Consider the following 25,401-nt stretch of genomic DNA (forward strand, 5'->3'; position numbering starts at 1 on the left):
TCGCCCCCGGCCTGACCGGCGACTCCGAGCGCAGCAGGTGGTGCTACTCACACAGTGGTCAACAGCGGTGCCGACCGCGTCCCCGAGCACGCGGTCGGCACCACCACGCGGAACGAGTCCGCCGACCGGGCGCTAGGCAGCGGACTTCTTGGTCCACTGGTCCCAGTTCAGCAGCCAGTCGTAGACGTCGTAGCCCGGGTCCATCGTGCTGGCCGAGCCGGTGACCTCGACCGGATCGCCGATCAGGGCGCTGTCGTAGTACGCCTTGGCGTTCGCGGCGCTGAGGTTGATGCAGCCGTGCGAGTTGTTGACCTTGCCCAACGCCCAGGCGTTCTCCTGGTTCTCGTGGATGAACTCGCCGTGGTTGGAGATCCGCGCCGCCCACGTCTTGCGGACGTTGCGGTACCCGTAGCGCGGGTTGTCCATGATCTCCACGGGGTCCTTCTGCATCACGATGTAGGTCCCGTTGGGGGTGTTGCGCCCCGGGTCGTACTCCTCGCCGTAGCTGGCGGGGTAGGTGGCGACCTGCTTGCCGTCGCGTTCCACGACCAGCTGGTGCGTGCGCACGTCGGCCTTGACGACCTGCGCGCGTCCGATGTTGAACTCGGTGGTCAGGTCCGCCAGTCCGTACGCGCCGTCGCCGTAGGGCACGCCGTAGAGGTCGGCGCTGACCCGGACGTGGGTGTGCGCGGGCCAGTAGTTCTTCGGCCGCCAGTCGACCTGCTCGTCCGACAGCCACGCCCACGCGCCCTCGACCGGGACGGACGTGTCGACCTTGAGCGCCCGCTGCACGGCGGCCTTGTCCTTGACCGGCTCGTCGAACTTGACGCTGATCGGCATGGCGATGCCGACCTCGGCGTTGTCGATGGGGTTGACCGTGGCGCGCACGGTCTGGTCCGGCTTGAGGGTGCTGAACTGCCCGCGCACCGGAACGCTCTTGCCGTCCTGCCCGGTGATCCGGCCGGACCAGGTGTAGGTCCCGCCGTAGCCGAGCGGCGTGCTGGCGTGCCAGGTCGTCCGGTCCGGGCTGAGCTCACCGGCGACCTGCTTGCCGTCGGCGTTGGTCAACGCGATCTCGTCGAACCGGCCGCGCTGGGCGGTGGCCCGGATGGGGGCGGTCGGGTTGACGTCGCCGGCGCCGTTGCCCGGTTCCAGGGCGAGCCCGGCCACCGGGCCGGCGGGTTTTCCGGGGTCGGTGCCCGACGAGCCGCAGCCCGACAACAGCAGCACTACGGTCAACGCTCCCACCAGTGCGGTCCACCCCGGCCGCTGCCTCGAACCCCTCACCACTGTCTGACCTCGATCCCCTCGAAAAAACTGAACCGTATTCATAGACGTGCGAAGAACCGAAAAGATGTCCCGTCTGTCCAGTGTGTCGCGTCACACCACTCGGCCGACCGCGGGCCGCCCCGCCACCGGCACGCACCGGTACTGACAAAGTGAGGGACGAGAGCCGACTTCGCGAGAGGAGCCGAACATGGACCAGCCGCGCGCCGACGCCACCCGACGCAACGGCGACGGCCCCGGAGCGGGCCGCACCGCCGTGGTCACCGGGGCGAGCTCCGGCATCGGTGCGGCGACCGCGCGACGGCTCGCGGCCGAGGGGTTCCACGTGGTCGTGGGCGCACGCCGCACCGACCGGCTCACCGAGCTCGCGGCCGAAACCGGGGCCACCGCACTGCCGTTGGACGTCACCGAGCCGGACTCGGTGGACGCGTTCGTCGAGCGGATCCCGGAATGCCACGTCCTGGTGAACAACGCGGGCGGCGCGAAGGGACTGGCCAAGGTCGTCGACGCGGTCGAGGACGACTGGCGCTGGATGTGGGAGACGAACGTGCTGGGCACGTTGCGGCTCACCAAATCGCTGCTGCCCAAGCTGATCGCCTCCGGTGACGGGCACCTGGTCACGGTGACCTCGGTGGCGGCGTCGAACGTCTACGACAACGGTTCCGGCTACACCTCGGCCAAGCACGCGCAGGCGGCGCTGCACCGGACGCTGCGCGGCGAACACCTCGGCGATCCGGTGCGGTTCACCGAGATCGCGCCGGGCCTGGTGGAAACCGAGTTCTCCGAGGTCCGCTTCGGCGGCGACACGGATCGGGCCGCCGCCGTCTACCACGGCTACACGCCGTTGACCAGTGACGACGTCGCCGACGTCATCGCCTTCGCGGTGACCCGACCGTCCCATGTGGACCTCGACTTCATCGAGCTCAAACCACGCGACCAGGCGTCGCCCACCAGGGTTCACCGCGCCGAGTAGCGCAGCACCGCGCGTCGACCGGCTCGTCCGCACCGAGGGCTGGGATCTGTTTCACAAGCGGCGCGCAGCGCCTCCGTGGGGGGCGGTGGTCGGGTGACGGGCGGGCACCGCGGCGCGCAGCGCCTCCGTGGGGGGCGGTGGTCGGGTGACGGGCGGGCGGGCCGGTCACACGCGGATCCGCTGCGGTTCGGCGCACAGCTCGACGTCGAGTTCGGTGAGCACGTCGCCGATGGGGCTGGCGAAACCGACCGCGCCGTCGCGGGCACCGGCCACGTGCAGCCCGACCACGCGACCGTCCGCGTCGAGCACGGCCGCACCGGCGTCCCCGGGACCGCAGAACCGCACATCGGACGCGGCGATGCGGATCTGCTCGCGCAGCACCCGCACGCCCAGGGCCTCCCCGTGGTCGATCCGCAGCGTCGCGTCGGTCGAGGTGACCACTCCCGAGGTCAACCCGGTGCCGAATCCGGACTTGTGCACCCGCTCACCGGGATAGGCGGTGCCGGCGCCGGTCACCGGACCGAAACCGTCGACCAGGCAACTCGCTTCCAGTCCGGTGGCGATGGTGACGGCCGCCGCGTCCACCCGCCCGGACAGCGCGGCACGCGCCAGATCGGCCTGCACCCGCTCCTGACCGGGCTCGGCCATCCGGTCACCGACCGACCACGCGTCGTCCAGGCAGGCCACGTCGAACGTGGTGAGCCCCATCGTGACCACGGCGGGCGCGTTGCCGGTGACCAGCATTCCGAGCGTGCCCACGCGCCGGTACTCGCCCGCCACCGGAACATCCGGCGGCGCGAGCCGAACCCCGCGGCACGGGGAGATCCCGGAACCACCGCACACCATCCCGGAGCGGTCGCCGCGGCGCTGCCGGGGAGGCAGCGGATCCCGCGTGTCGCAGTGGATGTGCTGCAGGACCGGGTGCTCCTCGACGACGTCGGTCGGGATGCCTAAGACGTCGTCGGGAATCCGCACCTCGGACGGCAGATCGTCGGACGGTCGCTTCCGGACGACCGAGACGACGATGACTTGCTGGCCGGTCCGCCGTCCGGCACGGTGTTTTTCACCGATGTCGACCCCGGTGACCCCGGGCAGATCGAGCAGTTGGTCCTCGACCGCGCGCTTGATCGGGCGGATGACCGCTCGATCCCTCAGTTCCCTGATGCTCAGCATGGTGGCCCCCTCCACCTACACCATTTAACACTCAGGGTTATGTTCCAGTCACGAAGAGTCACCCTTACGGCCGTTCAGCTCCCCGCTCACTGAAGCGAACAGTCCACCAATACTGGCTCGGGTTCCAGTGACACGCCGAACGCCGCGCGGACCCCGTCGCGAACTTCACGCGCAAGAAGTAGCAGGTCGCGGGTGGTCGCGGCGCCCCGGTTGGTCAGCGCGAGGGTGTGCTTCGTGGACAGTCGCACCCGGCCGCCCGGTCCCGGGTAGCCCTTGCCGAACCCGGCGCGCTCGATGAGCCACGCCGCGGAGAGCTTGGTGCCGCCGTCCGCCGGGAACTGCGGGATCCGCTCGTCCGCGCCGACTCGTCCGGCGATCCGCCGCAGCACCTCGGGGAGTTCGCCGGCGGGCACGATCGGATTGGTGAAGAACGAACCCGCGCTCCAGGTGTCGTGGTCGTCCACATCGAGCACCATGCCCTTGCCCCGGCGCAGTCGCAGGACCGCCTCCCGCGCGGCGGCCACGTCGACCCGCTCGCCCGGCTCGACGCCGAGCACCCGGGCCAGTTCGCCGTACCGGATCGGCGCCGACCGCCCGCCGTCGTGCAGCAGGAACCGCACCCGCAGCACCACCGCGGCCTCGCTGCGCTTGAGGACGCTGCTGCGGTAGGTCAGGCCGAGTTCCTCGGCCGCGACGGTGCGGATCTGGCCGGTGCGGCGGTCCAGCAGGTCCACCGACACCAGCGGTTCGGACACCTCGATGCCGTAGGCCCCGACGTTCTGCACCGGAGTGGCGCCGGTCAGCCCGGGGATGCCGGACAGGCACTCCAAGCCGCCGAGTCCCTGCCGGACGGTGTCCGCGACGACCTCGTCCCAGTCCTCCCCGGCCTCGACGGTGAGCTGCACCATCCCATCGCCGACGCTGTCGTAGTGCCGCCCGCGGGTGGCGATCCGCACCACGTGACCGGCGAAACCCTCGTCCGCGACGACGACGTTGGACCCGCCGCCGAGCACCAGCAGCCGGTGCCCGCCGGCGTCGGCCGCGCGCACCGCCGAGGCGAGCTGCTCGGAGCTCTCGGCCACGACCAGGCCGGTCGCCGGACCGCCCAGCCGCAGTGTGGTGTAGCCCGCCAGCGAGACGTCGCCACCGGCGTGTTCGCCGGGCAGCGGCGTGTCGCCGCGCATCTCTTCGGCACCGGACGTGGAGGGGTTCACGGTTGCCAAAGGTAACCTCCGCTGCATGGCACGCCGCATCGAGCACCGCAGCACCTCCGAGTGGGCCGCCGCCCAGGTGTACGCGGCATTGGTCGACGTCGACTTCCTGATCGACCGGCTCAACGAGCTCGGCGGTGCCAGCTCGGCGCTGGTGTCCCACGAGGAGACCGATGACGGCGTGCGGTTCCAGGTCCGGCACGGAGTGCCCTCCGACGAGCTGCCCGCCGTGGCGCGCACGGTCGTCGGCAGCGACCTGACCATCGACCGCAGCGAGTCGTGGCGGCAGGCCGAGGAAGGCCACTACAGCGGCGAGGTGGCCGCCGAGATCTCCGGGGCGCCGTGCAGCATCACCGGATCGATGTGGCTGCGCGACCTCGGTGACCCCGACACCTCCGCGGTCAGCGAGTTCGTCGTCTCCGGCGCGGTGCGGGTGTCCCTGCCGTTCCTCGGCGGCAAGCTTGAGGACATCGTGGCCGACCAGGTGCAGAAGCTCCTGGTCGCCGAGGAGCACTTCATGACCGAGTGGCTGGCCCGCCACGCATGAGTTCGGTCCCGAAGAAGCGCAATCCCCGGCTGGCCGCCGGACGCGCCCGCGCCCTGGGTGTGCCCACGAGGGGCACCACGAACCCGAACCGGCTGCGGCGCGTCGACCGGTGGATCACCGGCACGCCGTGGGTGCACCGCCCGGTCCGCGACGCCGCGTGCCCGCTGGTGGTCGACCTGGGCTACGGCGCGACCCCGGTGACCACGGTGGAGCTCGCCACGCGGCTGCGACCGCTGCGGCCCGGGGTCCGCGTGGTCGGCCTGGAGATCGACCCGGACCGGGTCGCCGCGGGCAAGGCCGTGGCCGATCCCCCGGCGCTGGAGTTCCGCCGCGGCGGCTTCGAACTCGCCGGTCTGGCGGCCGGTGTCGCCGGGTCGGACGGCCCCTCGCTGGTGCGCGCGCTCAACGTGCTGCGCCAGTACACCGAACCGGAGGCGTGGCAGGCGTGGGAGGAGCTGTGCGCGCGGCTGGCCCCGGACGGCCTGCTCGTCGAGGGCACCTGCGACGAGATCGGCCGCCGGTGCTGCTGGGTGACGTTGGACCGCGCCGGGCCGCGCACCCTGACCCTGGCGTGCCGCCCCGCCGATCTCGACCGCCCGTCCGACCTGGCCGAACGCCTGCCGAAGACGCTGATCCACCGCAACGTGCCCGGAGAACGGGTGCACGCGATGCTGGCCGACCTCGACGCCTGCTGGGCGCAGGCCGCCCCGCTCTCCCCGTTCGGCCCGCGCACCCGGTGGGCGCACGCGATCCGCGCGTTCGCCGAGCGCGGCTGGCCGGTCCGCGACCGCGAGCGCCGCTGGCGCCTCGGTGAGGTCACCGTGGACTGGTCCGCGGTGGCACCGTGAGGACGCCCCCGTCGAGCACCGCTGCTGCGTTGCGGCGGCTTCTACACTCCGGGCATGGCCAGTGACTTCCACCACCGGGCGTTGAAGGAGCAGGCCGCGGCGTTGCGCACCGCCGCGCTGCAGGCCGGGCCGGACACGCTGGTGTCCACCTGTCCCGGCTGGGACGTGCGGAAGCTGGTGCAGCACGTGGCGCGGGTGTACGCGATGGTCGCCTTGGCCCTGCGCACCGAGCCGAACGCCGCAGCGCCTTCCGCGCCGCGCCCGCCCGCGGACTTCGACGACGCGCTGATCTGGTTCGACGACCGCCTTTCCGAGGTGTTGACCGAACTGTCCACAGTGGATCCGGAGCGCCCGGTGTGGGCGTTCTTCCCGGGCGGCGACGCGCCCCGCTGGACCCGGCGGATGGCGCACGAGACCGCGATCCACCGCCTCGACGCCGAACACGCCCTGGCCGGGCTCGGCCCGGACCACGTGCACGACCTGATCTTCGACCCCGAACTGGCCGCCGACGGCGTCGACGAGTTCCTCACCGTGATCCTGCCGCTCGGCGACTGGTCGCAGCGGGACGACTCCGGGTCGGTGCTCTACCACGCGGCGGACGCCGGACGGGCGTGGCTGGTCGAGTACCGCCCGGGGCGGGCGCCGCGGGTCGACGAGCGCGTCGACACCGGACTGGAGGCCGACGCGACGGTGGCGGGCACCGCCGACGCGGTCTACCGCCGGGTGTGGGGCCGACCGAGCACTGCGCTCGTGACCGGCGACACGGCGCTGGCCGCGTTGGCCTCCGGACGCTGACCAGCGCGCGGCGGAATCCGCGCTGCCTGCGACAATGACGGGCTGTGACCACTCCCGAGCGCCGCTTCGTCATCAGCTTCGGTTGTCCCGACCGCACCGGGATCGTCGCCCGCATCGCGACGTTCCTCGCCGAGCACGGCGGTTGGATCGTCGAGGCGGGTTACCACACCGATCCGGACACCGGCTGGTTCTTCACCCGCCAGGAAGTCCGGGCGGACTCGCTGCCGTTCGGCGTGGACGAACTGCGGCGCCGGTTCGCGGAAGTGGCCGCCGAACTCGACGGCCGCGCCGACTGGCGCGTGTGGGACACCGGCGAGCGGCGCCGCGTGGTGATCCTGGTCTCCCGCGAGGGCCACTGCCTGCACGACCTGCTCGGCCGCATCCGCTCCGGCGAACTCGACGTCGACCTGTGCGCGGTCGTCGGCAACCACCCCGACCTCGGCCCGATCACCGAGGCGCACGGCGTGCCGTTCCACCACGTGCCGTTCGGCAAGGACCCGGCGGCCAAGGCCGAGGCGTTCGACGAGGTCCGGTCACTGGTCGACGCGCACGAGCCGAACGCCATCGTGCTGGCCCGGTTCATGCAGGTGCTGCCGCCCGAGCTGTGCGAGGCGTGGGCCGGGCGCGCGATCAACATCCACCACAGCTTCCTGCCCTCGTTCGCCGGAGCCCGGCCCTACCACCAGGCGTACGAACGCGGCGTCAAGCTCATCGGCGCGACCTGCCACTACGTGACCGCCGAGCTCGACGCGGGACCGATCATCGAGCAGGACGTCATCCGCGTCGACCACACCGACGCGGTCGGCGACATGGTCCGCAAGGGCCGTGACATCGAGAAGGTGGTGCTCGCCCGCGGGCTGCGCTCCCACCTGCAAGGCCGCGTCCTGGTGCACGGCCGCCGCACCGTGGTGTTCTGACGGCCCGCGGCAGGACCGTCACCGCCCCAGGCCGTCCGCGGTTTCGGCGCCCGGCAGCTCCGGCAGCGCGGAACCCGGCACGATCAGCTTGCTGCGCCGCAGACCGCTGCCGACGACGACGGCCGGGGCCTGCGCCACCGCCGGGTCGACGAGCACCGGCCAGTCCGCCGGCAGGCCGAACGGGGTGATCCCGCCGTACTCCATGCCGGTCAGCGCCACCGCGTCGGCCATGGGGGCGAAGGACGCCTTCCGGACGTCGAGCCGGCGCCGGACCACGCCGTTGACGTCGGCGCGGGTGGTCGCCAGCACGACGCACGCCGCGTAGCGCACCTCGCCGCCGCGCTTCCCGGCGACGACGACGCAGTTCGCGGACAGCTCCAGCGGCGAGCCGTACTGCTCGCAGAACGCGGCGGTGTCGGCCAGTTCCGGATCGATCTCGGTGACCCCGATCCGGGGATCGTCGAGCGCGCGGACCGCGGCCGAGACCGGCTCGGCGAGCAAGTCGAGGCGATCCAACGCCGACGTGACTTCCAACGTCCCGGCCGCGACCGACCAATCAACACCCATGCCGCGAAGATACTCAGCCCAGGAAACCCGTGAGCAACGCCCGGAGCTCGCGGCGGTGGGTGAGCATCGGCGCCGCGGACGGCAGGACCTCCAGCCGGGCGCGCGGAAAGGCCGCCGCGGTCGTCTCGGCGACCTCGGTGGGGTGCATCGGGTCGCCCTCCGCGGCGATGACCAGGACATCGGAGCGCACCGGCGCCAGCACCGCGGCGTCGTCGAGCGGGCACCGCCGCGGCAGCGTCCGCAGCGCGTCCTCCAAGCGCAGCAACGCGCGGGCCCGGCGCTCGACGTGGTCGCCGACGTCCACACCGGGCGGCACGTCGGCCGCCAGGATCTCGCGCAGCTTCGCGCCGCCATCGCTCGCGGCCAGCGCCACCGCGTCGGCGAGGCGCTCGTACGCCCGGGTCGCGGTCGCGCCCCGGGGCTCGTCGAGGGCCGCTGGGAGCAGCAGCGCGAGGCGGTCGAACCGGTCCGGGTGCTCGGCGGCGATCCGGGTCAGCGCCCCGGCTCCGAGGGACACCCCGACCGCGCGGGTCGCCCCCGCCTCGTCGGCGGCGGACAGCACGTCGCGGGCGAGGGCCGCGTAGTCCCAGTAGTCCGGCGGAGCGTCGGGAGCGCTGCCGTGGCCGGGCAGGGTCAGCACGACCCGGGTTCCGGGCAGACCGGACGCGGGAATCCTGGCTTCCCCCTCCGTGGCGCCCAGTCCGTGCACCACCAGGGTCACCGGCGCACCGCGGCCGTAGGAGACCGGGCGCGCTACCAAGACTTGCCCTGCACGTCCTTGACCTTCGGCCGCACGTCCACGATGTAGACCAACGACGCGACCAGGGCGGCGATCCAGATGATCGTGAAGGGACCGTCCATCGCGAGCAGGAGCACCACCGCGGCGGCTCCGGTGATGCCCAGCCACGCGATCTTGGTCAGCTTGTCCACCGCGGTGAACGCCTCGGAGCGCTGCAACGCCGCGTGGACGAACGCGAACAGTCCCACCGGGATGCCCGCGAGCCAGATGATGCGCAGAATCCACACGTACACGGGCATGTAGGCCCAGTTCAACGCCGCCATGGACACCACCCTACGTGTTCGCGTGTCCGAAAAGCACGAGTCACCCGTCCGACTTGGCCGCGGACTTCTTCGAGCTCTTGCTCTTCGCGGCATCGGTTCGGGACGCGGTCTTGCGCGCCGTGCTGCGCGCGGTCGACGCGGCTTCCTCGCCCGCTTCCCGCGCGGTGTCGGCGGCGGACTCCGCCTTCTCGGCGGCCTTCTCCCCGGCCGAACGGGCGCTGCGGCTGACCTTGCCGAGCACGTCGTCGGCGATGTCGCCGGCCTGCTCGGCGGTCTCGGCGGCCTTGTCCTGGACCACGCCGACCTGGCTCCACGCGCGCTTGACCTGCGGCTGCGACTGGAGGCGCTGCCAGGTCTCCTCGCCCCGCTCGGCCAGGTAGTCGTAGAGCTGCCGGGCGGACTTGGCGTAGCCGTCGACCCGCTTGCGCAGTTCGGCCGGGTCGAGCCGCTCCCGCAGCTCGGCGAGGTCGGTCGGCAGGTCCTGGCGGGCGCCCTCGGCGCGCTCGTTGAGCTCGGTGCGCAGCTTGGTCAGCGCGTCGGTCACCGTCCGCGCGGCGAGGTCACCGGCGCCGAGCGCGGCCAGCAGCGGGGTGCGGGCCTGCTCGACGGCCTCGCCGAAGGCGACCTGGGCCTGTTCGCGCACCTTGTTGACGTCGTCGGTCTTCGGGAAGGCCGGCATGGCGATCACTCCTCGGATTGCCGGGTGGCCTCGTCCGCGGTGTCGCGTTCCCGCCGGAACGAGGCGTAGATGTCCAGCAGCACTTGTTTCTGCCGCTCGCTGAGATCGGGGTCGGCGAGGACGGCGTCCACCACCGGACCGCCCTCGCGGCGTTCCAGGATCCCGGCCTGCACGTAGAGCGCCTCGGCGGAGATCCGCAGCGCCTTGGCGATCTGCTGCAGGATCTCCGCGCTCGGCTTGCGCAGGCCGCGCTCCACCTGGCTCAGGTACGGGTTGGACACGCCGGCGCGTTTGGCCAGCTGCCGCAACGAGATCTGAGCGTTGTTGCGTTGCGTCCGGATGTAGTCGCCGAGGTCGCTGACCGCTTGGTTCACGGCCTTGTTGACGGTCTCGTCCACGCGTCCCATCGGCGATCACCTCTGCCGACCACGATAACGACGAGCGCTAGCTATTGCAAGCACTGTGCTTGCACCCGGGGCGGCACCTCACTCCGGGTCGGCGCACATGCAGAACGGGTGCCCGGCCGGGTCGGCGTAGACGCGGAAGCGCGCGTCCTGCTGGTCCGGGGGCTGCGGCAGCCGGGTGGCCCCCGCCTCGACCGCCCGGCGGTCGCCCTCGTCCAGCGTGCCCACCCGCACGTCGAGGTGCATCATCTGCGGTGTCGCGCGGTCCGGCCAGGTCGGCGGCCGGTAGTCGGGGTCGCGCTGGAACGCCAGCGGGGCACCGCCTGCCGGATCGGCGAGCTCCACCCATTCCTCCTTGGACTGCGCCTCGTCGATCCGCCATCCCAGCAAGCGCCCGTAGAACTCGGCGAGCGCACGGGGATCGGGGCAGTCGATCGCGAACGCGGCCAGTCGCAGTGCGGACATGTCCATCCTCCAACCACTGAAACGGTTTGATCGGTTACTAACCGGTGCCGGTATTTTGCTGGTTACGCAGGGCCAGAACAACCCCCTATTGACTTACGATGGTGTTCGTGAACAGCAAAGCTGTCGCTCCGGAGGTAGAACGCTCCTCGGCCCTGGACGCGACCGGGCTGGAGATCGAACGCGACATCGAGCTGGTCCTGGCGTTCCTGAACACCTGCGACGCCGAGAAGGGAACCGAGGTCCTGGCGGACCCGGCGCAGTGGCGGCAGTGGTGCGCCGAACGCGAACTGGGCGAAGCGCCGGAGACGAGTGCGACCCGCGAGGTCAGGGACGCGATGCGCGCCGCGGTGTCCTGCGGGACGAGACCGGAGGCGGTGCTCACCGACGCATGGCCGGTGACCGTCGCCCTGCACACCGGCGTCCCCGTCCTCACCGGCACCGACGCGGTGGGCGCGATCCTGGTCGCGGCCACCCGCCTGGTGCACACCGGCCACTGGGACCGCGTCAAGATCTGCCCGGCCGAGGACTGCCTGTGGGCGTTCTACGACCGATCGCGCAACCGCTCGCGGACGTGGTGCTCGATGCGCGTCTGCGGCAACCGGGAGAAGGCGCGGTCCTGGCGAGAACGCCACACGGGTTAGAACACCAACTGGGTGAGGGTGTAGATCAACAGGCCGGCGAGGGCGCCGACGACGGTGCCGTTGATGCGGATGAACTGGAGGTCGCGACCCACCTGGAGTTCGATCTTGCGGGACGTCTCCTCGGCGTCCCAGCGCTCCACGGTGTCGGTGATCAGCGTGGTCAGCTCGGCCCGGTAGTTGGACACCACGTACACCGCGGCGCCCTCCACCCAGCCGTCCACCTTGGATCGCAGGTCTGGTTCGCCGACGAGCCTGCGGCCGAGCGAACGCAGGCCGTCGCGCACCCGGACGCGCAGCTCGCTGGACGGGTCCTCGGCCGCGTCGAGCAGCATCTTCTTCGCCGTCTCCCAGGTCGAGGAGATGACGTTGCGCACCTCGGGGTGGGCGAGCACCTGCTGCTTGATCTGCTCGGCCCGGGCCATCGTCTTCGGGTCGTGCTGCAGGTCGTCGGCGAACTCGACGAGGAAGCGATCGACGGCCTTGCGCATCTGGTGCTCCGGGTCGGTCTTGACCGCCCAGGCGAACGACAGGACCTCGGTGTAGATCTTGTCCGCGACGATCGCGTCGAAGAACTTCGGCGACCACGACGGGGCGCGCTGGCTGACCACCCGCAGCACCGTCTCGTGGTTGTCCCGCACCCAGTCGTAGGCGCGGTCGCAGACGAGGTCGACGAGCTTGTGGTGCGAGCCGTCCGCGAACACCTGGGCCAGGACGCGTCCCAGCGGCGGCCCCCAGGGCTGGGCCAGCACCCGGCGCACCACGGCCTGTTCCACGACGGCCTGCACGTCCTCGTCGCGCAGCACCTGGACGGCACCGCGCACCGCCGCGGCCAGCGCCGTGGTCACGCGCTCGGCGTGGTCCGGATCGTCGAGCCAGCCCCCGAGCCGCTCGCTGACCCCGGCGCGCCGCAGCTTGTCGCGGACGACCTCCTCGGACAGGAAGTTGGTGCCCACGAAGTCGCCCAGGCTGCGGCCGAGCAGGTCCTTGCGGGTGGGGATGATCGCCGTGTGCGGGATGGGCAGGCCCAGCGGATGCCGGAACAACGCCGTGACCGCGAACCAGTCCGCCAGCGCGCCGACCATGCCCGCCTCGGCCGAAGCCCGCACGTAGCCCGCCCACACCGCACCGGCGCTCTCCTGCCAGCGGGCCAAGACGTAGACCAGGGTGGCGAACAGCAGCAGCCCGCCGGCGACCGCCTTCATCCGCCGCAGGGCGCGTCGCCTGTCGCTGTCGGTGACCGGTGTCTGCTGCACAGTCCGATTGTGGCAGCGTCGCGCCGGACGACGGCGGCGCGAGCGCGCAGGTACTGCTGCCCGCCGTTGTCGACTACCCTGCCCAACCGTGCGTACTCCTGCCCTCACCTCCCGATTGCGCCCGTTCACCTCCACGATCTTCGCGGAGATCACCGAACTCGCCCGCCGCACGGGCGCGGTCAACCTGGGGCAGGGTTTCCCGGACACCGACGGTCCCGAAGGCATGCTGCGCGCCGCGCAGGAGGCCATCGCCAACGGCGTCAACCAGTACCCGCCCGGGGCCGGCGAGCCCGAGCTGCGCGCGGCCATCTCCGAACACCGCCGCAACCGCTACGGCATCGAGCACGCACCGGACGGCGAAGTGCTGGTCACGGTCGGTGCGACCGAGGCGCTGACGGCGTCGATGCTGGCGCTGGTGGAACCGGGCGACGAGGTCGTGCTGATCGAGCCGTACTACGACTCCTACCCCGTCGCCGTCTCGATGGCGGGCGGAGTGCGCCGCACCGTCCCGCTCCGGCAGGGTCCGGACCACCGCTTCCGCCTGGACCTGGACGCGCTCCGCGCCGCCGTCGGACCGCAGACCCGCGCACTGGTGCTGAACTCGCCGCACAACCCGACCGGCACGGTGTTCACCGACGACGAGCTCGCCGCGATCGCCCAGGTCTGCCGCGACAACGACGTGGTCGCCATCACCGACGAGGTCTACGAGCACCTGCTGTACGACGGCCGCGAGCACCACCCGCTGGCCACGCTGCCGGGCATGGCCGAACGGACCCTCTCGATCTCCAGCGTCGGCAAGAGCTTCAGCGCCACCGGCTGGAAGATCGGCTGGGTGTGCGGCCCGTCCGAACTGGTCTCCGCGGTCCGCGCCGCCAAGCAGTTCATGACCTTCGTCGGAGGAGCGCCGTTCCAGCCCGCGGTCGCCCACGCGCTGCGCAACGAGCTCGGCTGGGTCGAGGCCCTGCGCACCGGGTTGCAGCGCAAGCGCGACCGGCTCAGCGAGGGTCTCGCCGAGGCGGGGTTCGACGTGCTCGCCAGCGAAGGCACCTATTTCGTCTGCGCCGACGTGCGCCCGCTCGGCTTCGACGACGGCGCCGAACTGTGCCGGTCGCTGCCCGAACGGATCGGGCTGGCCGCGATCCCGGTGCAGGTCTTCTGCGACAACCCCGAGGCGACCAAGCACCTCGTGCGCTTCGCCTTCTGCAAGCGCGATGAGGTCCTCGACGAGGCGATCCGGCGGCTGCACAAGCTGAAGTGACCGCCCCGGCCGCGAACCGCGGCACGTCCCCCTGTAGAGCGGGCGGCCCCCCAACACCGGGGCCTCACACGTCCCCGCCCGCGGCGAGACCGGGTCCTTCTCAGATCATCCGTCGGCCTCACCTCCGTACCCGAGGCAGACGAAACCCGACTCGCCGTGCGCGGCCTGGGCCTCGGCGAGCGCGGTCGCAGGCGCTCGGCCCTCGCGCAGCGCGGTGTGCAGCGCGAGCATCACGCGCGCGGTGCGTTCGTCCGGCACCGGCACGACGCTGGCGATCACGGTCGCTGTTCCCCGCCCCAGGAGCGTGGCGGCCAGGCCGCTGAGCTGGTCACCGCGGTGCACCGCCGACCGGCCGACCTCGCACGCGGACAGCACCACCGTTGTCGGGCCGCGGTGCAGGCGGTCCAGGTCGTAGGTGTACAACGGCCCGTCCGCGAGGTCCAGGCAGGACAACAGCGGCTGGTCGTCCCGGAACCGGCCGTGCGCAGCGATGTGCGCCGTCGCCGCTCCGTCCACAGTGTCCAGAACGCGTTCCGCTGTCGCGTTCGGACCGGTCAGCAGCCGCCCGCCGGCCATGTCGTGCAGGGACGCGACCTCGTCCTCGGCGTGCTCCAGACCGGGTCCGGAGATCCACACCTGCCGATCGCCCACCGACTCGCGCGCGTCCCGCGCACCCCGCAGCCAGCACCGCAGCGACGGGCTCACGGTGACCCCGCGACCTCGGCACGCAGGGAGTTCCGCCCACGGCAGCACGTGCAGGCGCCCGGTCGGCACCACGACGAGCGGACGCCCCTCCGCCAACGCCGGGAGAACCGGCCGGAGCAGCTGTTCCTGCAACACCTCGGCGGCACTGCCCGCTGCCTGGGCGAACGCCGGTACCGCGCGTGGCGAGGCGCTCTGCGCTCGACGCGCCAGGAAATGCCGCAGCCGCCCCGCCTGCGCCTCGGCGGTCGACTCCGGACCGAGCGCGTGCAACCGCGCCCTTCCCTCCACAATGGACACCGCGAGCAGTCGTCCGCCTTGGGAGAACAGGCTCAGCAGCACGGCATCGCCGAGCTCGGCGGCCACGTCGTCGATCCCCCACGCCGCGCGAAGTCCGCTTGTGCCGCCGCGGACCAGCATCGCGCGGTGCCGCACCCGGTCTTCCAGCTCGGCCACCGCCGCCACGGCGTCCGCCGGGCTCCGGCTCTCCCGCATCGCGAGCACCGCCGAGCGCAGCTCGGCGAGCGACTCCCGGAGTCCGGGCTCCGACGGTGGTCGCAGAGCCCGCCGGTGCAACGCGCTGGCCCGCGCCCGCTCGCTCCAACGCAGCACCAACCTCGGGTCGCCGGTCCGCAGCGCGGCCCGGACCGCCGTCTCGGCAAGCTCGTCGGCCAGGCCGAACGCGGACACGCGCAGTTCGAAGGCGGCCATGGTGGCCGCATGGCACTCCACCGCCTGCAATCCACCCCGGCACGCCTCGAACAGGCGGGCCAGGTCGCCGTCCTGCTCGGCGAGCAGGGCATCGGCCAGCCACCCGAGGGCCCGCTGGTGCGCCGAAACCCGCGCATCCCCCTTCGACTCCGCGGCCCGGGCCAGCAGCTTCCGGGCTGTCGCGGCCAGCCCGGCGCGTTGCGCACACCGGCCGGCCGTCAACCGCAGCTCAGCCGCGGGCCCGATCCAGCCGTAACCCTCGCACGTCGCCGCTGTCCGCCGCGCGGCGGACAGGGAGTGCCGGGAACACTGGCCCGCCTTCAACCTCGCCTGCCACGCGGCGGCCGATGCCAGCGCCGCCCACGCGGGACGGTGCTGCGCGCGGAACAGCCGCCGAGCCGTGGTCGCGTCCTCCAGGGCGGCGGCCGTGTCGCCGTCCCGGAGAGCGCATCCGGCCGCGGCGAGCCGCGTCTCCGCGAGCCGCCCGTCCCTGCCGTGCGCGGCCAGCAGCGACGCCGCCCGGTCCAGCACCTCGCGCGCTTCGCGGTTGAGCCCGGCGGCGGCCATCGCCTCCGCCCGGTCGACCAGGACCTCCGGATTGGACTGCGGATCGAGTCCCGCTGCCGCCGCCTGCTCGAACAGCCGCAGCGCCTTCGGCAGATCCCCGGCCAGGAACGCCACGCAGCCCCGGTTGTGCCGACAGGCGGCCGCGCGTCCGGTCCGCCGGTCGCCGGCGAACGTCCGCTCCGCCGCGGCGAGGTCCGCTTCGGCCTCCGCCGGGGAGTTCGTGTACATGTGCGCGAGGCCGCGTCCGAGCAGCGCGTTCGCCACCCACCGGCGGTCGTCGCCGACGGTGAGTCGGCGCAACGCCTCGTCGAGCTCGGTGATCGCGTCGCGGTACTGGCCTGCCCGGCACCGCAGCAGACCGCGCAGGCAGCCCGCTCGCGCGCGGTCGGGTTCGGGCAGGTTCGCCTCCGCCGCGACGAGGTGCTCCCAGCTCGTGCTGGTCTCGCCCCGGTCCAGCTCGACCCACGCGAGCGTCAGCCGGAGCTGGGCCTCCCGCTGCGGAAACCCGGACCGCCGGGCCGCACCGATACCCAGCCGGGCATGGCGCTTGGCGTCGCGCATCCGGCCGCGCTCCACCGCGGCCAGCGCGGCGAGATGCCTGGCCAGAACCCGCAGTTCCGCGCCGGAACGCGGATCGGCGAGCCATTCAGCCGCCTGCCGCGCCGCGGATTCCGGCGCCGCGCTGGCGTGGTCGAGCCACCGCAGCGCGGTGTCCACGAGCGACTCCTCCGGCGGGCGCACCGCCACCCCGGCGCTCAACAGACCAGCCAATCCGCGATGGCCGGCGCCGACCGCAGCGGCCGGTACACCACGCTGAGCGGACCGCGCGGCACGTCCTCCACGCGGAACGCCCCGTGCGCGTCGAGCTCACCGGCGCTGTGCCCGGCCGAATGCCGCAGCACGACGTCACCGGTGGGCGGGGTGTGCCCGGCGCGGTTGACGACCATGCCGGAGGCCCGGCACATGCCCTGGACCGTGGGAACCAGGTCCATCTCCAGGATCCGGCCCGGCATCAGGAACGTCAGCACCCGAGGTTCCGGTCCCGCCGCCGACCGCACCGTCGTGGTCGCCTCGGCCGAGTCACCGACCAGTTCGAGAACGGCCTGGTCGGACACGTCCCAGCGCCGCCCGACCGCCGAATAGGCCGCGTCGAGCACGTGCTCCGGCACCGGATCGCAGTTCTGGAACAGGTCCCGCAAGCCGTGCAGCTCGGAAGGCAGCCAGCTCATCCCGCCGCCTCCTCCGGGACCTCGGTGGCGAGCAGCTGCTTGCGCAGCTCCGCCAGGCACCGCCCCCGCTTGGGGCCGATGCTGCCGCGCGGCATGCCCAGGGCCTGGCTCACCTGCGCGTAGCTGGCTTCGGGCGCCACCGACAGCACCCGCAACAACTGCTGGCAACTCTGGGAGAGCCGCGAGAACGCCTGCCACAGCCGGGAGTTCGCCATCGAGCGGAGCACCTTCCGCTCCGGATCGTCGCCGTGGCCGGGGCGGTCCAGCAGGGGCGAGCCCAGCCCCGCGGGCGTCTCCCGGCGCCGCGCCTTGGTCAACCGGATCGACTCCCGGCGGGCCGTCGTGACCAACCACGACGTGAGCGATTCCGGCTCGCGCAACCGGTCCAGGTTCTCCGCCAGCAGCAACCACGTCGCCTGGCAGACGTCCTCGGCGTCGGCGCTGTTCGCGGTGAACGCCCTGGAAACGCCCCACACCACGGACTCGTTGCGGTCGACCAGCTCGCGCCAGGCCAACTGGTCACCGTCCGCGGCACGACGCACCAGAACCGCCGTACCGCCTGCCGCCGCGACCTCATGCATGTTCCGCACCTCCCTGCACCCGGGTCGGCTTTTCCGGGTTTAAGAGGAACGGGAAGCCGCGAAAGATTCACCTCACGCCGATTACCGCTCGAACGGGTAACGCCGGCACGCCGCGGCGCGCGCCTCCCGGAGGTCGCCGGTCTTGTGCAGAGCGCTCGCCGCCTCGGCCGCGACCTGCGGCGCGGCGAACGAAGTACCGCTCCAGCGCGCGAATCCGTAGGTCCGCCGGCCGCCGGGAGCCATCCGCACGTAGCTGCTCGTCACGTCCACCCCCGGTGCCGCCGCGTCGACCCAGTCCCCGCGGTTCGAGAACGGCGCGAGCGCTCCGCCGCTCCCGGTCGCAGCCACCGCCACCACGGACGACAGCGCGGCGGGCCAGAACGGGCGGGACCGCGCGTGGTTGCCCGCCGCCGCGACGACCGCGGTCTGCGACCAGTGCTCCAACTCGTCCTCCAGGACCGGCGGGCAGGTGTCGTCAGCCGTGTGGCACCCGGAGGACAACACCGCGATCCCGATGCGCTCGCCCCGGGCTGCGGCCTCCCGGCGCAGCGCGCGCAGCCCCGACGCGACCGTGATGTCGTCGGTGAACCCGAGCGACGACAGCACGCGACGCGGTCGGACGACGACACCGGGAGCGTGCTGCAACAGCACCCCGCTGACGAACGTCCCGTGACCCGCCTGCCGGTCCTGGCCGGAGTCGTCGTCGGCGTCGAGCACTTCGGCGACCGGTTCGAACCAGGAACGCGACCGGAACCACGGGTGCGGATCGCAACCGGTGTCGAGCACCCCGGCCACCACGGGCGGGTCCCAGCTCGGCGCGGGCGGTTCCGGAACCGGCGCGGCAACGTGCGGTTCGGCCCCGATGCCGAACATGATCGGCGTTCCGAACATCACCGGAGAGCCGACGTGGACGTGGTTGGCGGCGACCCCGGTCGCGCGCGCCCCGGCCTCCCGCGCGATGTCGATGCAGCGGTCCCGCTCGCGTTCACGCAGCCGCACGCGCGCCACCAGCAGGTCCTCCTCGTGCTGCACGGAGTCGACCCACCTGCGGAACCGGTCCAGGACCGGGTCCAGGGCCGGCGCAGTGGTGATCAGCTCGCCGCGGCGGACCAGGCACTCGCGGTCACCGCCCGGATCGTGCAGCAGGAAATCGTGGCCGTAGGACGCCCAGAACTGTTGCAGTTCACCGAAACTGAAGTGATTGCCCCATTCGCGATCCACGCCGGACACTCTGCCGAGCAGCACGACCGTCCACAGCGGACACGCCGCGGCATGTCGTCCCCTCACCCGTCCGGCCCCGGCCGGGTTCCCCCGACCGCGTGTCACGCGGGCGATTCGCGTACTCGGACGCGATCAGGAGTCCAACAACGCGGCCTCGGGTGGTTGAATACCCCGCACGGTGTCAATCATGCTGACGCTGGCGAACGCTGGAGCCGCGCCGGGCGGCGCGGCCCCGACCGACAGGCGGTGGTGGCGGTGACCGGAACCTGCGCGGAGCGCGGTGACTGGTCGCTGCTCTGCGCGTGGGCCCTCCGGCTCGCATTCGTCTGCACCGTCGCAGCGGTCGGCTGGCTGAGCGGTCACGCGATCGCCTCGGCGGAGACCGGCCCGTCCGACGAGTACGGCATCGAGGTCGACAAACCGGACGTCAAACCGGTCCAGCGGCCGTCGGTGCACGTGCCCGAGGTCGCCCACCCCCGGATCGCCAAGCCGGAGATCTCGGTCGACGTACCGGCCGAGCGCCCGAAGATCAACCCGCCGGCGACGCGTCCGGTGGAGACCGAACCGCCGGAAGTCACCGTCCCGACCGAGGAAGAGGCCGCACCGGCGCCGAAACCGCGTCTGGCGCCGCCCGCGCCCCGCACCGCGCCGCACACCGCCCCGGTACCCCAGCGGGCCGCGGAACCGGTGGTGCGGGTCGTGCAGTCGTACCCGCGGCACCAGCACGTCCACCCTCCGCACGCCCCGGCGCCGGTCGCGGCGCCGAACAAGCCGCTCCACGTCGCGCCGCTGCTGCCGTCGTCGCCGGACCGGCTTCCGCCCGCGCCGACGGCGTCGGCCGCCGTGATGGCCGGCCCCGGTGGCGAGATGCGCGGGGCGCTGGCGATCCTCCCCGGCGATCCCGGGACGACGTCAGCTGCGCGCGCCGAGATCCCGCGCGCGGACGAACCGCCGGTGTCCTCGCTGCTGTCCTTCGAACCGTCGGCTTCGCCCGACTGACGCTGCGCGTCCGCACCGCAGCCGAGACCCTGGTCAGCACCACTCGGCTCCGAGTCGGTCGTCTGCGCCCGGCCGACTCGGGATCGGGGCTCCACCAGCCTGTTCCCGGCGCCATCCGCGATCGCCGGGCACGTCGAGCTCTGGTGCCCCGGCCCCGGTGCCGCACTGCCCCTGCGGCACCGGGGTGCACCCCGGTCGACTCACCCGCCGGCACGACGAGGGGCCGTGCCGGCGGGTGATCGCCGTCAGGCGACCGGGCCGTGCCACCCGTCGGCCTCCGACCGCTCCGGCAGCGCCGCGGCTGCCGCCGCGAGCCGCCGCACCGCCTCCGCGAGCTGTGGTCCGGGCAACGTGAACGGCAGGCGGATCCGGCGTTCGAGCGCACCGAACACGGAGAACCGCGCGCCGGGGGCGATCCGCACCCCGTGCTGTTCGGCGACCACGGCGAGGCGGCTGCTCACCGGAGCGCCGATGTCGCACCACAGCGACAGACCTCCGTCCGGAAGCCGGAACGTCCAGTGCGGCAGGTGCTCCGCCACGGCCGCGACGAGGTCGTCCCGGCGCGCGGCGGTCTCCTCCCTCCTGCGCCGCAGCACGGCGGGCGCGTCGCCCAGCAGCTCGTGCAGCAGGAGTTGTTCCAGGACCGGGCTGCCCAGGTCCACCGCCGCCCGTCCGGCGACCGCGCGCTGCACGAACTCCTCGGAGGCCCGGATCCACCCGAGCCGCAGGCCGCCCCAGAACGACTTGCTCGCCGATCCGACCGTGATCACCCGATCGCTCAGGGCGCCCATCGGAGGCGGCGGCTCCTCGTCCGTGAGGTCGATGTCGACGAGCGTCTCGTCGACGACCGCGGTCGTGCACGTGCGGCGCAGCGCGTGCGCGAGCCGGTGCCGCCCCTCGGTGTCGAGCCGGAAACCGGTCGGGTTCTGGAAGTCCGGGATGAGGAAGGCCAGCCGCGGCGCGGCCTGGCGCAGCGTCGCGGCCAGCTGTTCGACGTCCCAGCCGGTGGCGACCATCGGGACCGCCACCGGTGTGATGTTGAGACTTCGCAGCGCCTCCAAGGTGTTCGGGTAGGTGGGGTGCTCGACGAGCACCCGTTCGCCCGGCGACACCAGCATCCGGAGGACCAGGGCGAAGGCGTGGTGCCCGCCGTTGGTGACCAGGATCTGGTCCGGAGTCGTGGGCAGACCCCGGCGGGAGTAGGTCTCGGCGATCGCCGCCCGCAGGCCCGGCAGTCCCATCGGCTGGTAACCGTGGTCCGACACGTGCTCGACGAGCCGCACCCGGGCCCGGTCCGCGGCAGGCCCCAGCTCCGGCGGGGCGCCGGGCGTGGCCACTGCGAGGTTGACCAGTTCCGGATCCGGATACCAACCGCCGTGCCCGTCGCCGGCGCTGGACCGCGGGAGGCGCACCCAGGAGCCCGCGCCCCGACGGCTGGCCACGAAGTTCTCCTCGCGGAGCTGGTCGAGTGCGCGGGCGATCAACGTCCGACTCACCGAGAGCGCGTCGGCGAGGTCGCGTTCGGCCGGGAGTCTGGTGCCGGGCGGGAGGCGTCCGTCGAGCACGAGCTGCCGCAGCGTCCCGGCGAGGACCCGGGACGAGGGACGGCCCGAAGCCCGCCAGGCCCCGAGCAACTCCGCCAGCTTGCCACCGGGTATGCGGCCGGACGGAGTGAACACCATGAAGACCAATGTATGCCGATTGGCTCTCGTTTTGAAGTCCAATCCGCCTTAGAAACGAGTCATGGCTCCACGCACCATCGACCTCTCACCGCTCCCGATCGTCGATCGCCCGCTGTCACGGCTGGCCCAGCTGTTCGTCGGGCTGGCGCTCTACGGAACCAGCATGGGCCTCATGGTTCGCGCCCAGCTGGGCCTCGCCCCGTGGGACGTCCTGAACCAGGGCCTCGTGCGACACCTCGGGTGGAGCTTCGGCGCCGTCACCGTGCTGACCGGGGTGGTCGTCCTCGCCGCCTGGGCCCCCTTGCGACAGCGCCCCGGTATCGGCACGGTCGCCAACGTCGTCGTGCTCGCGGTCTCGGTGGACACGACCTTGGCGGTCGTGCCGCCGCTGGTGGGACTGCCCGGCCGGATCGCGCTGCTGGTCTCGGCGATCGTGCTCAACGGGTTCGCGACCGCGGTGTACGTCGGCGCGCGGTTGGGTCCGGGGCCGCGGGACGGGCTGATGACCGGTCTGCACGCCCGCACCGGTTGGTCGGTGCGCGTGGTGCGCACCACGATCGAAGCCTGCGTGCTGGTCACCGGCTGGGTGCTGGGTGGCACGGCCGGAGTCGGCACGGTGCTGTACGCCCTGGGCATCGGCCCGTTGGCCCAGCTCTTCCTCCGGTTCACGACGATTCGTTCGAAAAAAGATCTCTGCCCCTAGAGACATTTGGCGTACCACGAAGTAACATGGTTGGCGTCCACCTGACCCCCAGGGGTGGACCTCGACGCCCCCGCACTCCCGGTGACCCCCAGGCCGGTTGAGCGCGGGGGCGTCTTCTACTCCACGATCAGCATGGCAGGCGACACCGACAACGAGCCGAAACCAGGGGCCGAAATGCGAAAAACCCCCGGTGGTTCACCGGGGGTTGTGCTGCAAGTCTCTCGACGTGGCCAGGGGCGGGGTCGAACCGCCGACCTTCCGCTTTTCAGGCGGACGCTCGTACCAACTGAGCTACCTGGCCGTTAGCGTCCGGCTCGTGCCGTTCGCCTTGGCGACCCAGACGGGACTCGAACCCGCGACCTCCGCCGTGACAGGGCGGCGCGCTAACCAACTGCGCCACTGGGCCATACTTGCGATCTTCAGTTGTCGCGTACCCCCAACGGGATTCGAACCCGCGCTACCGCCTTGAAAGGGCGGCGTCCTAGGCCGCTAGACGATGGGGGCTTGGCCGATTCGCAACCGACCCGGCCTTGCCTCCAACCGGCTTGCCCTTTCCGGGGCGCCCCGTTGGGAGCAATGAAGACTTTACGGCATGCCTTCCGGCGCCCGAAACAGGGGGGTCGCTTTTGGCGCGAGCCCGCCGCGCGAGCCTGCTCCCGTCGGCTCACGCCCGGTCCATGATAGCGCTTTGACCAGTGGTTTCGGCCGATCTTCGGGACGAGTGGCCGGAGTGGCCCCGGGGACCGACGGGGTCGACGGGAGAGCTCGCCAGGGATCGAGAAGGGACAAAACAGGCAGGGCTGATTTTTGTGATCCAGGACTCACATCCGGGCGGGTTTCGCGCCGGCGAGGACCACTCGCCATATCTCGGCCACGTGGTCGGCGAGCCCTTCGACGCTCATGGCGCACGCGCCCAGGAGGGCGGCGTGGACCACGCGGGCGGTCGCGGCAGGGTCGGCGTCCGCGCGCAGGAGGCGGCCGTGGACCGCACTGGTGAGCAGCTCGGCGAGCGATCGGCGCCAGGCGTCGACCTCCTCGGGCCGGCGGTGCGCCAGCCACATGCCCGCGCGGGTCATGACGTCGCGCTCCAGCTCCGCCGCCAGCTCGGCGGTCAGCCCGGTGGCCACCGACAGCGCGTCGTCGCCGGGCGTCGACCAGCGGTGCCGGAGACCGGCCAGGCGCTGCCGGTAGTGGGCCACCAACTCCTCGGCCACCGCTTCCTTGGACGGGAAGTGGAAGTAGAAGGCGCCCTTGGTGATGCCGCTGCGGCGCAACACGGCGTTGAGCGTGGTGCCGTCGTAACCCGTGGTGTCGAACTCCTCGGCCGCGGCGGCGAGGATCGCGCGGCGGGTCAGCTGGGCCCGGCGCTGCTGGGGCATGGACGGCTCCGGTGGATTCGTCGATCGTGACCCGCTCGACCGAGCGACGGAGTCCACGAACGGATGATCAACTTCGCCACGCGAAGTTACCGGGCTGAGCCCTCGCGCGCCCATGCCGTTCCGGGGCCGGGTCGATCTCGAAAAGCGACCGGAAGGTAGGTTTCGACCGGGTCCGCGAACCGCACCACCGGGGGTGTGCGGTTCGCGGACCACTTCGCCTCAGCGAGCGACCGGCGGCTGCCCGTCGTCATCGGGCACGAGGCCCAGCATGTCCAGCAGCAGACGGCAGTCCTCGGCATTCGCCGCTCCGCGTGCCACCGCCATCCGAGCTCGGTGCACCTGCTCCGACGAGATCCGCGCGGGCTCGCCGGAGCGTTGCGCGGGCACCGAGGAGGACGGGCGGGAGAGCCCCTCTTCCTGCTGCCACAAGAACTTCCGCACGTCGAGTGACCCGTACATGACGCCTCCCCGGCTCGGGTTCGCAGGCCGCAGGCTATCCACAGCCTCACAACCCCCACAGCCCCCCAGAGAGTGATTCGGGTTCAACGCAGAGTAATCGATCGGCGGGACGTCGATCCACATCGGATACCGCGTCGCCCACCCTTCGGGCACCGCCCCGCCGAGAGAAGTCCACAGTAGACGCGAAGCTCCGCGGGCCGTGCGGGTTGCGACAGGCAGTCTGCACGAACCCAACACGTCGAGCACCCAGACGGTCACCATCCGTGGCGCGGAACACGTCCAGCGGGCTATCCGCGCGGGGCATCCGGGACTGCACCACCCGGCGGGTCGGGTGCCGCGCTTCGGGGCAGCGCGCCCAGGGAACCGATTACCGGCCCGAACCTGTTCGAAGAGACTCCCCAAAGCCGGTTCGCCGTGTCAGAATCAGGTCGCTGACACACCCCCGGTCAGCACCTGTGGAGATCCCCTCCGGCCCCCGCGTTCCTCCCCCTGGCGCGGGGGCCCTCCGCTGTCCGCGGCACCCCCCGCGGCGGTGAGCGCGATCACAGCCACTCGCGCGCCGCAATCGAACCGTTATCGTGTCCGCGTGGCTCTAGGACGAACGAAGAACAGTCGCCGGCAGAAGGCGGAACCGCCGCCTGCCGAGCCGGCCGAACCGGATCACGAGCTGGAGTCGTACCTCGCGGCTCTCGCGCCCGAGGAGAGCGTCGAGACGACGGGATCCGGGCGTCGCTTCGGCGGGTCCGAGGTCTACCAGCTGCGACTGCCCCTGATGGCCAACGAGCGGCTCAAGGAGCTCGCGGCCAAGCAGGGCACCTCGCCCGCGGCGTTGGCGCGCGACTGGGTGCTGCAGCACCTCGCGGACGACCACCCGTCGAGCGCCGCCGCCGAGCCGAGCGCGCCCGCGGAACCGGACATCCCAGCCTGGCCCGGCCAGGAGACCCGGGACTTCTCGCCGGTGAACCAGCAGCAGTACGCCGGTGAGCTCTACGGATCGTCCGAGTACGGCGACGTCGAGCAGACCGAGGAGATCACCGTGCCGCACAAGCGGTTCGGCCGGTGATCGCCGTCATCCCCGTCCCGAGGAA

At 72.2% G+C, this 25,401-nt stretch carries 27 protein-coding genes and 3 tRNA genes; 10 read left to right on the forward strand and 20 right to left on the reverse strand.

Annotation, left to right across the window (positions count from 1 at the left end; genetic code table 11):
* Nucleotides 1–132: 132 nt before the first annotated feature.
* On the reverse strand, nucleotides 133–1,239 hold the full coding sequence (locus NV263_RS28925) for a L,D-transpeptidase (RefSeq protein ID WP_263249982.1): 1,107 nt from the start codon (nucleotides 1,237–1,239) through the stop codon (nucleotides 133–135).
* A 238-nt stretch (nucleotides 1,240–1,477) separates the two neighbouring features.
* Here NV263_RS28925 and NV263_RS28930 point away from each other — a divergent pair, with 238 nt between their 5' ends.
* Entirely contained in the window at nucleotides 1,478–2,260 is a 783-nt protein-coding gene (locus NV263_RS28930) for an SDR family oxidoreductase (RefSeq protein WP_263249983.1), read from the forward strand.
* Between the two features lie 165 nt (nucleotides 2,261–2,425).
* Here the strand turns inward: NV263_RS28930 and NV263_RS28935 are convergent, their stop codons facing one another.
* Both NV263_RS28935 and NV263_RS28940 read right to left on the reverse strand, forming a co-directional pair.
* Nucleotides 2,426–3,433, reverse strand: a complete 1,008-nt coding sequence (locus NV263_RS28935; RefSeq protein ID WP_263249984.1) for a S1 family peptidase — start codon at nucleotides 3,431–3,433, stop codon at nucleotides 2,426–2,428.
* Between the two features lie 86 nt (nucleotides 3,434–3,519).
* The gene (locus NV263_RS28940) at nucleotides 3,520–4,617 is read right to left on the reverse strand and encodes a UDP-N-acetylmuramate dehydrogenase (protein WP_263254415.1); all 1,098 of its coding nucleotides are present in this window, start codon (nucleotides 4,615–4,617) and stop codon (nucleotides 3,520–3,522) included.
* 55 nt (nucleotides 4,618–4,672) lie between these two features.
* Here NV263_RS28940 and NV263_RS28945 point away from each other — a divergent pair, with 55 nt between their 5' ends.
* From NV263_RS28945 to purU, 4 genes are read left to right on the forward strand one after another with little or no spacing between them, the layout of a single operon-like run.
* Complete coding sequence (locus tag NV263_RS28945; protein ID WP_263249985.1) at nucleotides 4,673–5,191, forward strand: DUF2505 domain-containing protein; 519 nt, start codon at nucleotides 4,673–4,675, stop codon at nucleotides 5,189–5,191.
* Nucleotides 5,188–6,039: a methyltransferase domain-containing protein gene (locus tag NV263_RS28950; protein WP_263249986.1), complete on the forward strand. Its 852-nt coding sequence runs from the start codon at nucleotides 5,188–5,190 to the stop codon at nucleotides 6,037–6,039. The genes NV263_RS28945 and NV263_RS28950 overlap by 4 nt, the downstream gene beginning before the upstream one ends.
* A gap of 54 nt (nucleotides 6,040–6,093) precedes the next feature.
* Nucleotides 6,094–6,834 (forward strand): maleylpyruvate isomerase N-terminal domain-containing protein, encoded by a 741-nt coding sequence (locus tag NV263_RS28955; RefSeq protein WP_263249987.1) that lies wholly within the window; start codon nucleotides 6,094–6,096, stop codon nucleotides 6,832–6,834.
* 44 nt (nucleotides 6,835–6,878) lie between these two features.
* Nucleotides 6,879–7,751 carry a formyltetrahydrofolate deformylase gene (gene purU, locus NV263_RS28960; RefSeq protein ID WP_263249988.1) on the forward strand — a complete coding sequence of 291 codons (873 nt, stop codon included), beginning with the start codon at nucleotides 6,879–6,881 and terminating at the stop codon, nucleotides 7,749–7,751.
* Between the two features lie 18 nt (nucleotides 7,752–7,769).
* Here purU and NV263_RS28965 read toward each other — a convergent pair whose 3' ends face one another.
* The 6 genes from NV263_RS28965 to NV263_RS28990 form a co-directional block, all read right to left on the reverse strand.
* Nucleotides 7,770–8,318, reverse strand: a complete 549-nt coding sequence (locus tag NV263_RS28965) for a YbaK/EbsC family protein (RefSeq protein WP_263249989.1) — start codon at nucleotides 8,316–8,318, stop codon at nucleotides 7,770–7,772.
* Between the two features lie 13 nt (nucleotides 8,319–8,331).
* Entirely contained in the window at nucleotides 8,332–9,078 is a 747-nt protein-coding gene (locus NV263_RS28970; protein WP_263249990.1) for an alpha/beta fold hydrolase, read from the reverse strand.
* On the reverse strand, nucleotides 9,072–9,380 hold the full coding sequence (locus tag NV263_RS28975; RefSeq protein ID WP_380756181.1) for a DUF2516 family protein: 309 nt from the start codon (nucleotides 9,378–9,380) through the stop codon (nucleotides 9,072–9,074). The genes NV263_RS28970 and NV263_RS28975 overlap by 7 nt, the downstream gene beginning before the upstream one ends.
* A gap of 40 nt (nucleotides 9,381–9,420) precedes the next feature.
* Nucleotides 9,421–10,059: a hypothetical protein gene (locus NV263_RS28980; protein WP_263249991.1), complete on the reverse strand. Its 639-nt coding sequence runs from the start codon at nucleotides 10,057–10,059 to the stop codon at nucleotides 9,421–9,423.
* Between the two features lie 5 nt (nucleotides 10,060–10,064).
* A complete protein-coding gene (locus NV263_RS28985) occupies nucleotides 10,065–10,466 on the reverse strand; it encodes a helix-turn-helix domain-containing protein (protein ID WP_263249992.1) in 402 nt (133 codons plus the stop codon).
* A gap of 78 nt (nucleotides 10,467–10,544) precedes the next feature.
* Nucleotides 10,545–10,928 (reverse strand): VOC family protein, encoded by a 384-nt coding sequence (locus NV263_RS28990; RefSeq protein WP_263249993.1) that lies wholly within the window; start codon nucleotides 10,926–10,928, stop codon nucleotides 10,545–10,547.
* 98 nt (nucleotides 10,929–11,026) lie between these two features.
* Between NV263_RS28990 and NV263_RS28995 the strand changes: the two genes are divergently transcribed.
* Nucleotides 11,027–11,569 (forward strand): CGNR zinc finger domain-containing protein, encoded by a 543-nt coding sequence (locus NV263_RS28995; RefSeq protein WP_263249994.1) that lies wholly within the window; start codon nucleotides 11,027–11,029, stop codon nucleotides 11,567–11,569.
* On the opposite strand, the gene NV263_RS29000 is transcribed toward NV263_RS28995, so the two are convergent.
* Entirely contained in the window at nucleotides 11,566–12,771 is a 1,206-nt protein-coding gene (locus tag NV263_RS29000; protein WP_263254418.1) for a DUF445 domain-containing protein, read from the reverse strand. The genes NV263_RS28995 and NV263_RS29000 overlap by 4 nt on opposite strands.
* 139 nt (nucleotides 12,772–12,910) lie before the next feature.
* Between NV263_RS29000 and NV263_RS29005 the strand changes: the two genes are divergently transcribed.
* A complete protein-coding gene (locus tag NV263_RS29005) occupies nucleotides 12,911–14,080 on the forward strand; it encodes a pyridoxal phosphate-dependent aminotransferase (protein ID WP_263249995.1) in 1,170 nt (389 codons plus the stop codon).
* Between the two features lie 105 nt (nucleotides 14,081–14,185).
* Here the strand turns inward: NV263_RS29005 and NV263_RS29010 are convergent, their stop codons facing one another.
* From NV263_RS29010 to NV263_RS29025, 4 genes are all read right to left on the reverse strand, one after another.
* A complete protein-coding gene (locus NV263_RS29010; protein ID WP_263249996.1) occupies nucleotides 14,186–16,831 on the reverse strand; it encodes a CHAT domain-containing protein in 2,646 nt (881 codons plus the stop codon).
* Nucleotides 16,816–17,289, reverse strand: a complete 474-nt coding sequence (locus NV263_RS29015) for a hypothetical protein (RefSeq protein WP_263249997.1) — start codon at nucleotides 17,287–17,289, stop codon at nucleotides 16,816–16,818. The genes NV263_RS29010 and NV263_RS29015 overlap by 16 nt, the downstream gene beginning before the upstream one ends.
* A complete protein-coding gene (locus tag NV263_RS29020) occupies nucleotides 17,286–17,870 on the reverse strand; it encodes an RNA polymerase sigma factor (protein ID WP_263249998.1) in 585 nt (194 codons plus the stop codon). Before NV263_RS29020 ends, NV263_RS29015 begins: the two co-directional genes overlap by 4 nt.
* Before the next feature lie 81 nt (nucleotides 17,871–17,951).
* Nucleotides 17,952–19,091 (reverse strand): S8 family peptidase, encoded by a 1,140-nt coding sequence (locus NV263_RS29025; protein WP_263249999.1) that lies wholly within the window; start codon nucleotides 19,089–19,091, stop codon nucleotides 17,952–17,954.
* Between the two features lie 255 nt (nucleotides 19,092–19,346).
* Here NV263_RS29025 and NV263_RS29030 point away from each other — a divergent pair, with 255 nt between their 5' ends.
* On the forward strand, nucleotides 19,347–20,090 hold the full coding sequence (locus tag NV263_RS29030; RefSeq protein WP_263250000.1) for a hypothetical protein: 744 nt from the start codon (nucleotides 19,347–19,349) through the stop codon (nucleotides 20,088–20,090).
* 245 nt (nucleotides 20,091–20,335) lie between these two features.
* On the opposite strand, the gene yczR is transcribed toward NV263_RS29030, so the two are convergent.
* Nucleotides 20,336–21,772: a MocR-like transcription factor YczR gene (gene yczR, locus NV263_RS29035; RefSeq protein ID WP_263250001.1), complete on the reverse strand. Its 1,437-nt coding sequence runs from the start codon at nucleotides 21,770–21,772 to the stop codon at nucleotides 20,336–20,338.
* Between the two features lie 61 nt (nucleotides 21,773–21,833).
* On the opposite strand from yczR, the gene yczE reads away from it, so the two are divergent.
* Nucleotides 21,834–22,475 carry a membrane protein YczE gene (gene yczE / locus NV263_RS29040; protein WP_263250002.1) on the forward strand — a complete coding sequence of 214 codons (642 nt, stop codon included), beginning with the start codon at nucleotides 21,834–21,836 and terminating at the stop codon, nucleotides 22,473–22,475.
* A gap of 227 nt (nucleotides 22,476–22,702) precedes the next feature.
* Here yczE and NV263_RS29045 read toward each other — a convergent pair.
* The 5 genes from NV263_RS29045 to NV263_RS29065 all read right to left on the reverse strand — a co-directional run bounded on the left by NV263_RS29045 (nucleotide 22,703) and on the right by NV263_RS29065 (nucleotide 24,313).
* Nucleotides 22,703–22,776, reverse strand: a tRNA-Phe gene (locus NV263_RS29045).
* Between the two features lie 28 nt (nucleotides 22,777–22,804).
* A tRNA-Asp gene (locus tag NV263_RS29050) sits at nucleotides 22,805–22,881 on the reverse strand.
* Between the two features lie 25 nt (nucleotides 22,882–22,906).
* Nucleotides 22,907–22,979: transfer RNA gene (locus NV263_RS29055), tRNA-Glu, on the reverse strand.
* Between the two features lie 317 nt (nucleotides 22,980–23,296).
* Nucleotides 23,297–23,854 carry a TetR/AcrR family transcriptional regulator gene (locus NV263_RS29060; protein ID WP_263250003.1) on the reverse strand — a complete coding sequence of 186 codons (558 nt, stop codon included), beginning with the start codon at nucleotides 23,852–23,854 and terminating at the stop codon, nucleotides 23,297–23,299.
* A gap of 219 nt (nucleotides 23,855–24,073) precedes the next feature.
* Nucleotides 24,074–24,313 carry a hypothetical protein gene (locus tag NV263_RS29065; protein ID WP_263250004.1) on the reverse strand — a complete coding sequence of 80 codons (240 nt, stop codon included), beginning with the start codon at nucleotides 24,311–24,313 and terminating at the stop codon, nucleotides 24,074–24,076.
* Nucleotides 24,314–24,899: 586 nt separating this feature from the next.
* On the opposite strand from NV263_RS29065, the gene NV263_RS29070 reads away from it, so the two are divergent.
* Nucleotides 24,900–25,376, forward strand: a complete 477-nt coding sequence (locus NV263_RS29070; RefSeq protein WP_263250005.1) for a hypothetical protein — start codon at nucleotides 24,900–24,902, stop codon at nucleotides 25,374–25,376.
* Nucleotides 25,377–25,401: the final 25 nt, after the last annotated feature.

The sequence above is a fragment of the Saccharopolyspora rosea genome (genome assembly GCF_025643595.1).
GTDB lineage: Bacteria > Actinomycetota > Actinomycetes > Mycobacteriales > Pseudonocardiaceae > Saccharopolyspora > Saccharopolyspora rosea.

Coding starts and splice junctions, on each gene's coding strand:
- NV263_RS28930 (WP_263249983.1), top strand. CDS start 1,478: ATGGACCAGCCGCGCGCCGACGCCACCCGACGCAACGGCGACGGCCCC.
- NV263_RS28935 (WP_263249984.1), bottom strand. CDS start 3,433: ATGCTGAGCATCAGGGAACTGAGGGATCGAGCGGTCATCCGCCCGATC.
- NV263_RS28940 (WP_263254415.1), bottom strand. CDS start 4,617: ATGCGCGGCGACACGCCGCTGCCCGGCGAACACGCCGGTGGCGACGTC.
- NV263_RS28945 (WP_263249985.1), top strand. CDS start 4,673: ATGGCACGCCGCATCGAGCACCGCAGCACCTCCGAGTGGGCCGCCGCC.
- NV263_RS28950 (WP_263249986.1), top strand. CDS start 5,188: ATGAGTTCGGTCCCGAAGAAGCGCAATCCCCGGCTGGCCGCCGGACGC.
- NV263_RS28955 (WP_263249987.1), top strand. CDS start 6,094: ATGGCCAGTGACTTCCACCACCGGGCGTTGAAGGAGCAGGCCGCGGCG.
- NV263_RS28965 (WP_263249989.1), bottom strand. CDS start 8,318: ATGGGTGTTGATTGGTCGGTCGCGGCCGGGACGTTGGAAGTCACGTCG.
- NV263_RS28975 (WP_380756181.1), bottom strand. CDS start 9,380: ATGGCGGCGTTGAACTGGGCCTACATGCCCGTGTACGTGTGGATTCTG.
- NV263_RS28980 (WP_263249991.1), bottom strand. CDS start 10,059: ATGCCGGCCTTCCCGAAGACCGACGACGTCAACAAGGTGCGCGAACAG.
- NV263_RS28985 (WP_263249992.1), bottom strand. CDS start 10,466: ATGGGACGCGTGGACGAGACCGTCAACAAGGCCGTGAACCAAGCGGTC.
- NV263_RS28990 (WP_263249993.1), bottom strand. CDS start 10,928: ATGTCCGCACTGCGACTGGCCGCGTTCGCGATCGACTGCCCCGATCCC.
- NV263_RS28995 (WP_263249994.1), top strand. CDS start 11,027: ATGGTGTTCGTGAACAGCAAAGCTGTCGCTCCGGAGGTAGAACGCTCC.
- NV263_RS29000 (WP_263254418.1), bottom strand. CDS start 12,771: ATGAAGGCGGTCGCCGGCGGGCTGCTGCTGTTCGCCACCCTGGTCTAC.
- NV263_RS29015 (WP_263249997.1), bottom strand. CDS start 17,289: ATGAGCTGGCTGCCTTCCGAGCTGCACGGCTTGCGGGACCTGTTCCAG.
- NV263_RS29020 (WP_263249998.1), bottom strand. CDS start 17,870: ATGCATGAGGTCGCGGCGGCAGGCGGTACGGCGGTTCTGGTGCGTCGT.
- yczR (WP_263250001.1), bottom strand. CDS start 21,772: ATGGTGTTCACTCCGTCCGGCCGCATACCCGGTGGCAAGCTGGCGGAG.
- yczE (WP_263250002.1), top strand. CDS start 21,834: ATGGCTCCACGCACCATCGACCTCTCACCGCTCCCGATCGTCGATCGC.
- NV263_RS29060 (WP_263250003.1), bottom strand. CDS start 23,854: ATGCCCCAGCAGCGCCGGGCCCAGCTGACCCGCCGCGCGATCCTCGCC.
- NV263_RS29065 (WP_263250004.1), bottom strand. CDS start 24,313: ATGTACGGGTCACTCGACGTGCGGAAGTTCTTGTGGCAGCAGGAAGAG.